At 63.6% G+C, this 12,709-nt stretch carries 7 protein-coding genes; 5 read left to right on the forward strand and 2 right to left on the reverse strand.

Annotation, left to right across the window (positions count from 1 at the left end; translation table 11 throughout):
• Window positions 1-3: 3 nt before the first annotated feature.
• Together nusB and thiL are read left to right on the forward strand one after the other, a co-directional pair.
• Window positions 4-555 (forward strand): transcription antitermination factor NusB, encoded by a 552-nt coding sequence (gene nusB / locus C0V82_RS23605; protein ID WP_054168181.1) that lies wholly within the window; start codon window positions 4-6, stop codon window positions 553-555.
• Window positions 552-1,556, forward strand: a complete 1,005-nt coding sequence (gene thiL / locus C0V82_RS23610; protein ID WP_102114868.1) for a thiamine-phosphate kinase — start codon at window positions 552-554, stop codon at window positions 1,554-1,556. Before nusB ends, thiL begins: the two co-directional genes overlap by 4 nt.
• Here thiL and C0V82_RS23615 read toward each other — a convergent pair.
• Both C0V82_RS23615 and C0V82_RS23620 read right to left on the reverse strand, forming a co-directional pair.
• The gene (locus tag C0V82_RS23615) at window positions 1,547-3,523 is read right to left on the reverse strand and encodes a glycoside hydrolase family 97 protein (protein ID WP_425438289.1); all 1,977 of its coding nucleotides are present in this window, start codon (window positions 3,521-3,523) and stop codon (window positions 1,547-1,549) included. The two genes, thiL and C0V82_RS23615, sit on opposite strands and share 10 nt — an antisense overlap.
• Before the next feature lie 32 nt (window positions 3,524-3,555).
• Window positions 3,556-5,175, reverse strand: a complete 1,620-nt coding sequence (locus C0V82_RS23620; protein ID WP_102114870.1) for an alpha-L-fucosidase — start codon at window positions 5,173-5,175, stop codon at window positions 3,556-3,558.
• Between the two features lie 227 nt (window positions 5,176-5,402).
• Here C0V82_RS23620 and C0V82_RS23625 point away from each other — a divergent pair, with 227 nt between their 5' ends.
• From C0V82_RS23625 to C0V82_RS23635, 3 genes are all read left to right on the forward strand, one after another.
• On the forward strand, window positions 5,403-7,976 hold the full coding sequence (locus tag C0V82_RS23625; protein WP_102114871.1) for a glycoside hydrolase family 3 protein: 2,574 nt from the start codon (window positions 5,403-5,405) through the stop codon (window positions 7,974-7,976).
• A gap of 84 nt (window positions 7,977-8,060) precedes the next feature.
• On the forward strand, window positions 8,061-11,039 hold the full coding sequence (locus tag C0V82_RS23630) for a TonB-dependent receptor (protein ID WP_102114872.1): 2,979 nt from the start codon (window positions 8,061-8,063) through the stop codon (window positions 11,037-11,039).
• Window positions 11,040-11,183: 144 nt separating this feature from the next.
• Window positions 11,184-12,701 (forward strand): tryptophan halogenase family protein, encoded by a 1,518-nt coding sequence (locus C0V82_RS23635; protein WP_102114873.1) that lies wholly within the window; start codon window positions 11,184-11,186, stop codon window positions 12,699-12,701.
• The last annotated feature ends 8 nt before the right edge of the window (window positions 12,702-12,709 follow it).

Genomic DNA, 12,709 nt, shown 5'->3' on the forward strand with positions numbered 1-12,709 from the left:
AATATGCCCCCGCGCAAGAAGATCACCCCGCCGGCCGCCACTGAACCGGCCCCCAAGATCAAGCCCACCGGGTCCGCCAAGGCCCGCCGCTCGGCGGCGCGTTTGGCTGCCGTCCAGGGCCTGTACCAGATTGATCTGGCCGGGGCGTCCAGCGACACGGTGATCCATGAATTTGCGCGTCACCGCATCGGCCAGGAACAGGATGGGGAGGAGTTTGTGACCGCCGACCCCACCCTGTTCGCCGATATCGTGCGCGGGGTGCAGGGCCGTCTGGCGGAGGTGGATCAGCATCTGGGCGGGCTGCTGGACCGTCAATGGTCGCTGGAGCGGATGGAACTGCTGCTGCGCGCCATCCTGCGGGCCGGGTCCTGGGAACTGCTGGCCAATACGGCGGTCGCCCCGCACATCATCATCAATGACTATATCGACGTGGCCCATGCCTTCTTCGCGGGTCGCGAGCCAGGCATGGTCAATGGCGTTCTGGACAAGCTGGCCCGCACGCTGCGCGCCGCCGAAATGAACGCCAAGCCGGCGGGCAAGGGCGACGCGTCGTGACCAGTCAGGGCGGCGCCGTCAGCTTGGGCGAATTTGGCCGGATCGAACGCTTCTTCCGGCCCCTGGCCGTGGGCGTGCCCGGTGCCTTCGACCTGACCGACGATGCCGCCGTCCTGGACGTGCCGCATGATCAGCAACTGGTGGTGACCACCGATGCTATGGTCAGCGGCGTGCATTTCCTGCCCAACGACAATCCCGCCGACCTGGCCTGGAAGATCCTGGCCGTCAATATGTCGGATCTGGCGGCAAAAGGGGCCGAGCCCCTGGCCTATTCCCTAGTCACCAGCCTGCCCAAAAGCATCGGCGATGACTGGGTGGAAGCCTTCGCCAAGGGGTTGGGGGAGGCGCAGCGCGCGTTCAAGGTCAATCTGCTGGGCGGTGACACCGTCTCCACCTCCGGTCCCTTGTCCCTGACCATCACGGCTCTGGGGTTGGTGCCGCGCAACCGCATGATCCGGCGCAAAGGGGCGAAGCTGGGTGACGCCTTGTTCGTCACCGGTTCCATCGGCGATGCGGCCTTAGGCTTGAAGCTGGCGCAGGGTGCGCTGACGCAGCCGGTACCGGAGGCAGACCGCGCCTATCTCCTGTCCCGCCTGCGCCGTCCCGCCCCGCGTCTGGACCTTGTGGCCTCATTGCGCGTGTTCGGCACGGCGGCCCTGGATATCTCCGACGGGCTGGTTGCCGACCTGCGGCACATGGCACTGACCAGCAAGGTGCGCTTGGTCCTGGATGTGCAGTCGGTGCCTCTTTCGGGTCCGGCCCTGCGCCTGCTGGTGGGTGCGCCCACCCTGCGCCGCACCATCCTCACGGGCGGGGATGATTACGAGGTGGCCTTCACGGCCCCTGCCGACAAGGCAGAGGATATCGCTGCCGCCGGCCAGAATGCGGGTATCGCCGTTACCCGCATCGGCAAGGTGATCGACGGCGAACCCGGCCTTGACATCCTGGGCCTGGACGGGGCCGAAACGGATCTCGGCCCCGGCGGCTGGCGTCATTTCTGAGGGCGCAGGGTGATTACCGCCCCGCCCGCGCCTGACAATCGGACCGGTATCAAAGCGTCTGTCGTCACCTTCCGACTTTCGCGCGTGATCGCGGCGGCATCGTTGCCATCCTTGATGATCTCTGCCCGGTAGTCGCCCTTCCTCAGGAAGGTCAGCGGCAGGTCCACCGTCCGCCCCTCGTCATTATTGATGACGCCCAGATACCAGACATCCCCCTTGCGCCGGGCCAGGGCGATATACTGTCCCACCTCACCCGCCACAAACCGCACCTCATCCCACACAGTCGGAACCGCGCGGATGAAGTCCAGCCCCTCCTGGCCCTGATAGGCGTCGGGGCTGTCGGACACGCAGGCAAACGGGCTATCATAGACCACATAAAGCGCCAACCCATGTGCCCGCGTCGTCTGCACCATCGGCAGCTTGAAGCGCGGATCAAACGTCGCCGGCGTCGCATGGCGGAAGCCGCCGGGCGTGTAATCCATCGGCCCCAGCAACAGGCGGGTATAGGCCAGCATGACATTATGGGTGGGCGTAATGCGGCTGGACCATTTGTTATATTCCGCCCCAAGTACCCCTTCCTGCGTCAGGTAATGCGGATAGGTGCGGATGAGGCCCGTCGGGTGATAAGCCCCGTGCAGGTCCACCATCAGCTTGTTCTTGGCGGCCACGGTCAGCAGGCGGTGATAGAAATCCACCATCCACTGGTCGTCACGGTCCATGAAATCGACCTTGATGCCCTTGATGCCCATCCGGGCGTAATGGGCCAGCACCGCCTCCATCTGCGGCTCCAATAGTTCCCAATGCATCCAGAGCCACAGGCCGACACCCTTCTTGCGGCCATACTCGATCATGGCGGGCAGGTTCAGGCCCGGGGTGACCGTCATCAGGTCGGCACCGGGCCGCACGCTGCCTTCGCCACCGGAATTCAGGTACCAGCCATCATCAACCAGCATGTACTCCAGGCCCTGCGCTGCGGCCTGATCAATGAAGGCGGTGACGGTGGCATCGTTGGCCTGGATGTCATTCTGTGCACCCGGTGCCCGCCAGCCATTCCACCAGTCCCACGACGCCTTGCCCGGCTTGATCCAGCTCGTGTCCTTAAAGGCCGGATCGGGGTTCAAGGTCGTCATCAGGTTCGATTCGTTCAGCGCGCCGGGATGCCGCGCCAGCATGATGATGCGCCAGGGGCTGAGGGCACCATCCGCTGGGATGGGCCGCCGCACCGCGATCTTCGGTTCGTCCGGGCGGGGCGACAGCACGCTTTCCACGCCCAGGCTGCCATCGCCGGGCCGGGTCAGGTACAGGCCCGCATAGTCCTTCAGGTCCGCCTCCGCGATGGCGAAGGCCGGGCCATTGGCCGCTGTCTGACAGACCAGCGGGGCGTCGTACAGGTGACTGGGCCGGATGTGACCGGCAGGAATGGGGTCAAACTCCCCCTCATGTGAGGTGCGAAAATGGCCCAGATTGAGGCCCCAGCAGTTGAAGTCGCCGGCAAAGCTGAATCGGGTGCGTTCCTGCCGCAGTGCCATTTCCGTCAGGCCCGCCTGCTGCGGCAGACGGTAGCGCAGGGCCACCCCGTCATCATAGGCGCGGATGATCACATCCAGCTTCCGGCCCGGCGCGTCCTTTTCCGCCAGACTGACCGTCACCTCATTAAAATGGTCGCGCGCCGTGGAGACTTTGCCGGCCACAAGGCGATAGGTGCTGTCGCTAGTGCGTTTAGCGGTCCCGGTAACCGTCAGCCCGCCGACCAGCGGCTTGCGCTGCCCGTCGAGATCCAGGCCCAGGATTGAGGGCGACAGCACCGCCACATCGCCATAGCGCACGGCATAGGTCAGCCGTTCCGCATTGTCCTGATCGATGCGGATCGCCACCTTACCGTCGGGCGAGGTCAGGTCGATGGGGGCCGCCGCCACAGGGGCGGTGGTCAGCAGCAGGGGCAGTGCCAGGACGCGCAACTGCTTCATCATATCCTCCCGATTGCTTTGTTGTTTTGGCATCACACCAGTCCCCGTCCATTCAGGCGCAGGGCCAGCATGGGTGTCGTGTTGGGCCGGTCAGGCAAGGTTATCTCCAGCCCTGCCGCCGTCTGCCGGAAGGGCAGGGGGGTGCCGTCGCGGCCCAGCAGTTCCGCCCGCTCCACCACACCCTGATTGTCCCCGGCCAAGCTGGCCACGATCAGGCGTCCGTCGGCGGGCCAAGCCATGGCCAGGACGTAAAGCGCCCCTGCCTTGGTGGTGAAGCGCAGGTCGGCGGCGGTGAAGGGTTCCTGTTTGGCTTCGTCCTTGGCGAACCGGGTCGGCCCCTCACCAAACCGGCGCCAGGGCCGTGTGCCGAAAATCGCCTCGCCATTGCTGGCGGTCCAGGCGGCCAACCCATCCAGGAAGCGGATTTCCAGATCGTCCAGGCTGCCATCGCCGCGCAGCGGCACCGAGAGCAGCAGGTTACCATTCTTGGAGACAATGTCTGTCAGGCTTTGCACCACCTGGGTGACGGATTTATAGCCGTCGCGCTCGTAAAGCCCCCGATCGTAATGCCATTGCCCAATGCAGGTACAGGTCTGCCAGGGATCGGAGCGAATTTCGTCGACGAAGCTGCGTTCATGATCCTCAACAATGGCTTTGCGCTGACGGTCATCGGTCAGCCGTTTACCATTGACCACCACCTCCATCCGCCCGCCATGCCATTGCCGGGACAGGTTGTAATAGCGGGCAGTCACATCCAAGCCGACCTGTCCAAAGGGCAGGCCGTAATTGTCGAAATAGACCAGATCGGGCCGATATTTCTCAATGGCGTCCAGGGCACGCAGGTACCAGGATTTCACGAATGCCGGATTGCCCGGCGGCGGGGTTTCCAGCCATTGGCCGGTATGGGCATCATGCCAGTCATCCATGGCCTTGATAGTGGAAAGGCCCGCCGGCGGCACCATCATCGGGCCACCATATAGGTCCTGTGGGTCCAGCCCGTCCCACCATGTTCCCTTACCGTCGGCGCGGGTCAGGCGGTGGGCGTCATAGCGGATGCCGGCCCGTGGCCCCTCTGGATCATAGCCATAGGCCGTCTGGAACCAGTGCCAGGCATGGGCGCCATGGTTGGAAATGCCGAAGCGCAGGCCGGCCTGCCGCGCCAGCTTCTCCCAGATGCCGACAATATCGCGCTTCGGCCCCACCCGCGTGGAATTCCAGGTGTGCCAGCGGCTGTCGAAATTATCGAAATTGTCGTGATGCTGGGCCATGGCGACAAAGTAGCGGGCGCCCGCGCTCTGATACCGACCCATCAGGTTGCGCGGGTCCCATCTTTCCGCCTTCCACCGCCCGATGATCTCCATGAAGCCCGTATCTGACGGGTGACCATAGGTCTTCAGGTGGTGGTCGTACATGCGGTGGCCCTGCATATACATGAAGCGGCCATACCAGTCGCCCGCCTCCGGCACGCATTGCGGCCCCCAATGTGCCCACAGGCCGAGCTTGGCATCGCGGAACCAGTCAGGGGTATGGTATCCGGCGGCCAAACTGTCCCAACTGGGTTGGAACAGAGATTCCCCATGGGCTTCGGCTGGCAGGGCCGCCAGTCCGGCAGCCGGTATCGTCCCCAGGAGCTGGCGTCTCGTCAGCTTCATTCCGTCGCTTCCCCCATCGGTCGCGCTGGTTTCACGCCATCACGGTGTGACCAAGCTTATTTATCCGATAAATCATCTATACACCCTTGCGCATACCCGTTGATAGCGCTATCATCGAATTAATAAAACAAACATCCGAAATCGTGACGGATGTGAATTCGGGGGAAACCGGGCACGGAAGACGGCCATCAACAAGGCCGTGCTGTCGCCCGCTGGGAAGGCTTTCGATGAAGCTGCGCACCATCCTTATGGCCGGCATTGCCGGCGGCCTGTCGGCAAACATGTTCTTTGCCACCGGTATCATTGCCGGTTCGGTGCCGCCCGGCTCTGATGGCAAGGCCGGTATTGCCGATCCTATGCGCTGGCCCATGGTGAAGGCACCGAAGCTGGCCGATGCCGCGACGGAAGCGAAGATCACCGCTCTGCTATCGCGGATGAGCGTGGAGGAAAAGGTGGGTCAGATGATCCAGGCCGACCTTCCCTCGATCAAGCCGTCGGATTTGCGCGACTATCCGCTGGGCTCCGTCCTGGCCGGGGGCGACAGTGCACCGTTCAATGCGCCGGACCGGTCGGGCATCGGCCCCTGGGTCGATACTGCCCGCGCGCTGCGTGCCGTTGCCCTGGAACAACGGCCAGGACATGAACCAATTCCCCTGATCTTCGGCATCGATGCCGTCCACGGAAACAGCAATGTCGTGGGGGCCACGCTATTCCCGCACAATATCGGTCTGGGGGCCGCCAACGATCCCGACCTGATCCGGCGCATCGGTGCCGCGACGGCACTGGAAACGGCGGCATCCGGCATCGACTGGGCCTTCGCCCCCACCCTGGCCGTCCCGCAGGATGACCGCTGGGGCCGCACCTATGAAGGTTATTCTGAAGACCCGGACCTTGTGCGCCGCTATGCCGGCGCAATGGTGGAGGGCCTGCAGGGCGCCTATTCACCGGCGGGCTCTGACAGCGCTGTCCAGAAAGGGCGGGTGGCCGCGTCGGCTAAACACTTCCTGGGGGATGGCGGCACCACCAACGGCATCGACCAGGGCGACACTGCCGTTGGTGAGGATGATCTGATCCGTATCCACGCCGCAGGATATCCGCCCGCGCTTCAGGCTGGGGCCATGACGGTCATGGTCAGCTTCTCCTCCTGGCAGGGGGTGAAGATGCATGGCAACGGCACCTTGCTGAATGGCGTGCTGAAGGATCGCTGGGGTTTCGATGGCTTTGTGATCAGCGACTGGAACGGTCATGCCCAGGTGCCGGGCTGCAAGGAGGATGATTGCGTCGCTTCCGTGATGGCCGGGATCGACATGCTGATGGCGCCTTATGACTGGAAGGCGCTGTTCAAGAACATGGTGGCGCAGGTCAAGGCCGGGACCATTCCCATGGCCCGCCTGGATGATGCCGTGCGCCGCATCCTGCGCGTGAAATTCCGCCTTGGACTGTTTGATGCCGCCCGCCCGCTGGAGGGCAAGGGCGAACTGCTGGGCAGCGCGGATCATCGTGCCTTGGCACGGGAGGCAGCGGCCAAATCGTTGGTCCTGCTGAAGAACCAAGGCAATATCCTGCCGCTGAAAGCCAACGCCAGGGTGCTTGTGGCCGGCAGCGGTGCCGATGACATTGGGCGGCAGTCGGGCGGGTGGTCTCTGTCCTGGCAGGGCACGGGGAACAGGAACAGCGACTTTCCCAATGCGCAGTCGATCTATGCGGGCTTGAAGGAGACATTGTCGGCACAGGGGGGCGAGGCCATCCTGTCCGTTGATGGCGCCGCCCGTAACAAGGTCGATGCCGCCATCGTGGTCTTCGGCGAGATGCCCTATGCAGAGGGGCAGGGCGATATACCGACCCTGGAATATCAGCCTGGCGACAAATCCGATCTGGCCCTGCTGAGAAGCCTGCGGGCGCGCGGCATTCCGGTAATTTCCGTGTTCCTGTCGGGCCGCCCGCTCTGGATCAATCCAGAGATCAATGCATCCGACGCCTTTGTCGCCGCCTGGCTTCCGGGTAGCGAGGGTGGGGCCATCGCCGATGTCCTGATCGGCGACAAGGCCGGCAAGCCGCGCCGCGACTTTAAGGGCCGTCTGTCCTTCTCCTGGCCCGCCAATGCGGCGCAGGCCGTGCTGAACAAGGGGCAGGCGGGATATGCGCCGCTGTTCCCGCTTGGCTATGGCCTTGATTATGCGGGCACATCCAAGGCCGCTGCCGTGCTGGCGCAACCCTTGTCCGAACAATCGGGCGTGTCGCCTGCTTCGGCCAATACCGACACCTGGTTCGCGCGGGGCCGCAACCCGGCGCCTTGGAAATTCACACTGCGGCAGGGGGCGGTGCAGGTGGCCGTTGGCAATGACGGTAGCACGGTGGCAGTGGGCGAGGCCTTGTCCCTGCGCCCCGTCGATGCCGGCGGGCTACAGGGGGCGGGGCGGGCGCTAACCTGGACGGGCAAGGGCGATGCGGCCCTGACCGTCACCGGCGGGCCGGTACTGGACCTGGACCGGCTGTCCCTGGGTAATGCCCTGCTGCTGGATTACCGCGTCGATCAGGCACCGGCGGGTCCCGTACGGGTCGCCATCGGGCAGGGCGCCGCCTTGGACCTGACGCCAGCCCTGGCCGCATCGCCCGTGGGGCAATGGCGGTCGGTGAAGCTGCGCCTGTCCTGTTTCAAGCAGGCGGGCGCCCAGCTGAAGGCGGTTGAGACACCTTTCACACTGGCCACGGGCGCACCCGCCGGCCTTTCCATCGCGACGGTCAGGATCGTGTCGGATGTGTCCGATGCCATCTGTCCCGCCGCCATTGCACGTCCCTGACCCGGCAGGCGGGGACGTTATTCAGGGGCATGGCGGTCACCATGCCAGTCACAGCCAAAGAAAACCGTAAGGGGGGATTTTGAGATGAGTGGGAGCAAGGTCCGAAAGGGTATTTGCCGAGGCGCATCGCTGATCGCATTGACAGCGCTGTTTCCGGTGCAGGCGACGCTGGCCCAGACTGCCGACAATGGCGGTCAGCTTGAAGAAATCATTGTTACCGGCATCCGCGCGCAGGTGCAGTCGGCACAGGCGATCAAGCAGAATGCCGAACAGCTGGTCGACAGCGTCACCGCCGTCGATATCGGCGCCCTGCCAGACCGGTCGGTGACCGAGGTTCTGCAGCGCATTCCCGGTATCACCATCGGCCGCACCGCCAATGGCCGCGATGCCGACCGTCTGTCCATCGAAGGCAGCGGCGTGCAGATCCGTGGTCTGTCACTGGTCCGTGGTGAATTCAATGGCCGAGACAGTTTCGGCGCCAATAATGGCCGCGCCCTGGGGTTTGAGGATGTGCCGCCGGAACTGATGGCCGGGGTCGATGTCTATAAAAACCCGTCCGCCGACCTGATCGAGGGCGGCTTGGGCGGCGTGGTCAATCTGCGCACCCGCACGCCGTTCGACGCCAAGGGCCGCATCCTCGCCGGTTCCGTCGATTATTCCTACACCGACCTGCGCAAGGAAGCGAAGCCTTCCGGCTCCGTCCTTTATTCCGACCGTTGGGAAAGCAATAAGCTGGGCGAGTTCGGTGTACTGGTGGATCTCGCCTATTCCGAACTTTCCACCCGCGCCGACACCTTCTCTGTCAATGCCTATCGAGAGCGTGTGGGCGCCGACCCCAATGCCACCAATAAACCCGGCAACTACATTGCCGGTGTGGCACCGGGCAAGACGGTCTATGTGCCCGATGGCTGGGGCTATCGTACCCTGGATTTCGAGCGTGAGCGTTTCGGCGTGGCCGGCGTGGTGCAGTGGCGGCCCGATGCACGCTGGGACATCACAGCGCAATATCTGCGCTCTGCCGCCGAACAGGCAGCGCTGGAACATGTGGTGGGCCTGAATACCGGATCGGCCAACGGTCCGGCGGCGGGCACCAGCTTCACCTATGATGATCGCGGCTATTTCATTAAGGGCACTATCGCCAATCAGGCCGATGGTACCGGCACGACCCAGGATATCGACCTGCTGGACGCCCGCTGGAACCGTCGTTATTCGACCACTGAAGATGCCTCGCTGAACATCAAGTTCAACCCGAACGACCGCTGGTCGTTCAGCGGCGATGTGCAATATGTGAAGTCGAAGACCAAGGCCATCGACTTCACCCTGTTCGATGCCATGCCCGGCGGCACTGCCGTGCCGGCCTCCACGCTGGACCTGACGGGCGGGCTGCCTAAGGTCACGCTGTCCATCGCCGACAGCTACCGCAACAACCCCGCCAACTATTATTACAGCGCCGCGATGGACAACCATCAGCGCAATCAGGCGGACCAGTGGGCCGAACGCTTCGATACCGAATACACGTTTGACGATGACTGGCTGTCGTCGGCCCGGTTCGGGGTGCGCCATAACAAGCGCGAGGCTGTGACCCGCGACAGCAACTATAACTGGGGCTGGATCAGCCAGAACTGGACCGGTGCGGGCCTCGCCACCCTGGACAAGGCAGGGTCCAAGGTTCCCTATTACAGCTATGGCGATGATGACTTCATGCGCGGCGCCATTCAGCTGCCGGGCAACTTCCTGGTACCCGATGGCCGCCTGGCCAAGGATTATGTGAAGGGTGCCGCCGCCATCCGCTCGGTTCAGCTGGAACCAGATTGGGGAACGGGCTGGCGACCCTTCAATGGCGACTACGAGGCACAGACCGGTGGTGGCGGCGGCGTGAACCGCCAGTCGGAGGAAACCTGGGCTGCCTATGGTCTTGTCCGGTTCAGCAATCAGGTGAAGCTGTTTGGTGAGGACAAGGATGTCGATGGCAATATCGGCCTGCGCTATGTCCATACCGAAACCAACGGCCAGGGCTTCTCGGTGGTACAGTCGGCCAGCTCGCTCAATCTGGGGCCGGGTGCGGCGGCACAAGATCTGGCATTCCTGAACGGTGCGCGTTCCTCAATCGACGGTGGCCGGACCTATGACTACTTCCTGCCCAGCCTGAATGTGCGCGTGAAGCTGACTGACGAACTGCAATGGCGCTTTGCCGCCGGCAGCTCCATCGTGCGTCCCGACCTGCAGCAGCTGCAGGCGACAGCCAATATCTCCGCCGATGGCGGTCATCTGGTCAATGGCACCTGTCAGAGCGGGTCAGGCCCCGGCAATGTCACCAACTGTGTCTATCAGTTCAAGGGCAGTGCCGGTAACCCGGACCTGAAGCCCCTGCGTTCCAACCAGTTCGACACCTCACTGGAATGGTATTTCGCGCCGACCGGCAGCCTGACGGGCGTAGTGTTCTACAAGGACATCTACGACTTCATCACCAACACGCTGCAGACGGTGAAGTTCACCAATAACGGCGTGACCCGCGATGTCTTCGCGACCCGGCCTTACAATGCCGGCAAGGGCAGCATCAAGGGCTTCGAGCTGGCCTATTCGCAGTTCTATGATTTCCTGCCAGACCCGTTCAGCGGGTTGGGCCTGCAGGCCAACATCACGCATATCGAGTCCAAGGGCACGCGCAACGCCGCCGTCAACCCGTTCGATGCCAACCAGCAGGCCAATGTCCAGGGTTCGACTAACCTGCCGCTGGAGGGCATGTCGAAATGGGCCTACAACATACAAGGCCTGTACGAGAAAGGCCCCCTCTCCCTGCGTCTGGCCTGGAACTGGCGTGAGCGTTACCTGCTCACCACCACGGCCGCGAATATCAATATTCCGGCCTGGGCAGATGATTACGGGCAGCTGGATGCCTCCGTCTTCTTCACCATCAACGACCATATCAAGGCCGGTGTCGAAGCCGCGAACCTGTCCAATTCCCGCACCAAGGTTCTGGTCGGGTTCCCGGGCAAGCTGACCATGCATAACTGGGTGGATGCCGACCGCCGCTACACCTTCGTGCTGCGCGCCACCTACTGATTTTCACGGTCCCCATGCCCCTCCCAGGGCTGGAAACTTCCGGACCGGTGGCAACACCGGTCCGGGCTTCTTTTTCTTCTGGCAACAGACTGTGTTACCGTTATCGCAGACGCCGCAAAGGCGCAGATGGCAGGGGGAGGAGGGATGATGCAGACAAAGCCTCTGGACATCACCATCGTCGGCGGTGGCACCGCCGGGTGGATGACGGCTGCCCTTCTGGCCAAGGCCACCAAGGGGCGTCTGGGCCGCATCACCCTGATTGAATCCGCCGAGATCGGCACGGTTGGCGTGGGCGAGGCCACGATCCCGCCCATCCAGTTCTTCAACCAGTTGCTGGGCATTGACGAGCGTGACTTCGTGGCGCGCACCCAGGCCAGTTTCAAGCTGGGCATCGAATTTCGCAACTGGACCCGCACCGGGCACAGCTACATCCACCCGTTCGGCAGCTATGGCGCCAATATCGATGCCGTATCCTTCCATCATTACTGGCTGCGTGCCCGCGCGCTGGGGGACACAACCGATATTGGCGATTATTGCCCCGCCATCGTGGCGGCGCGACAGGGGCGTTTCGCACCGGAAATCCCACAGGGGCCGGCGTCGGCCCCGCTTCTGTCCTACGCCTATCATTTCGACGCCGCTCTTTACGCCGCCTACCTGCGCGATTTTGCAACGCGCCTGGGCGTGACGCGGATTGAAGGACGGATCACGGGCATCCGGCAGCGTGCGGAAGATGGCTATATCAGCAATCTCGACCTTGCCGATGGCGGCAGCGTCGGGGGTGACCTGTTCATTGACTGCTCCGGCTTCCGCTCTCTGCTGCTGGGTCAGACGCTGGGCGTGGGGTTCAAAGACTGGAGCCGCTGGCTGCCCTGCGACCGCGCACTGGCGGTCCCTTGCGAGGGCGGGCGGGAGATCACGCCCTATACAAGGTCCACCGCCCACACTGCCGGCTGGCAATGGCGCATCCCGTTGCAGCACCGGATCGGCAATGGCCATGTCTACTCGTCGGCCTTCATGGCGGATGAGGAGGCGGAGGCGCTGCTGCTGGGCCATCTGGATGGCCGCCCCCTGGCCGATGCCCGGCCTTTGCGCTTCACGGCGGGGCGGCGGGACAAGGCCTGGGTTCGCAATGTCCTGGGCGTCGGGCTTGCCGGCGGGTTCCTGGAACCGCTGGAAAGCACCTCGATCCACCTGATCCAGACGGCCCTGTTCCGTCTGCTGGCCCTGATGCCCACTGATGTCCGGGACCAGGCGACGCGGGACGAGTTCAATCGGTTGAGCGAGATCGAGTATGAGCAGATCCGCGACTTCCTGATCCTGCATTACAATGCGACGGAACGGGACGACAGCGACTTCTGGAACTATTGCCGCACCATGCCGATCCCCGACAGTCTGCGGCACAAGATCGACCTGTTCCGCGCCCGTGGCCGCGTCGCCCGCTTTGATGGGCAGTTGTTCGCGGAGGCCAGCTGGCTTGCGGTGTTCCTGGGCCAGGGGGTAGACCCGGTCGGGTACGACCCGATGGCCGACATCATGCCGGCGGCGGAGTTGCAGCAGCGCCTGTTCCGTCATCGTGACTATGTGCAGCGGGCGGTCGCCACCATGCCGGCACACCGCGATTTTATCGACCGTCATTGCAAGGCGCCGGCCACCGCCGCCTGAGCCTTATC

Origin of the sequence: Niveispirillum cyanobacteriorum (genome assembly GCF_002868735.1) — a bacterium.
Taxonomy (GTDB): Bacteria; Pseudomonadota; Alphaproteobacteria; order Azospirillales; family Azospirillaceae; genus Niveispirillum; species Niveispirillum cyanobacteriorum.

Bases quoted from the DNA above. Each gene is read 5' to 3' on its own strand.
- C0V82_RS23615 (WP_425438289.1), bottom strand. From the start codon at position 3,523: ATGAAGCAGTTGCGCGTCCTGGCACTGCCCCTGCTGCTGACCACCGCC.
- C0V82_RS23635 (WP_102114873.1), top strand. From the start codon at position 11,184: ATGATGCAGACAAAGCCTCTGGACATCACCATCGTCGGCGGTGGCACC.
- C0V82_RS23620 (WP_102114870.1), bottom strand. From the start codon at position 5,175: ATGAAGCTGACGAGACGCCAGCTCCTGGGGACGATACCGGCTGCCGGA.
- C0V82_RS23630 (WP_102114872.1), top strand. From the start codon at position 8,061: ATGAGTGGGAGCAAGGTCCGAAAGGGTATTTGCCGAGGCGCATCGCTG.
- C0V82_RS23625 (WP_102114871.1), top strand. From the start codon at position 5,403: ATGAAGCTGCGCACCATCCTTATGGCCGGCATTGCCGGCGGCCTGTCG.
- nusB (WP_054168181.1), top strand. From the start codon at position 4: ATGCCCCCGCGCAAGAAGATCACCCCGCCGGCCGCCACTGAACCGGCC.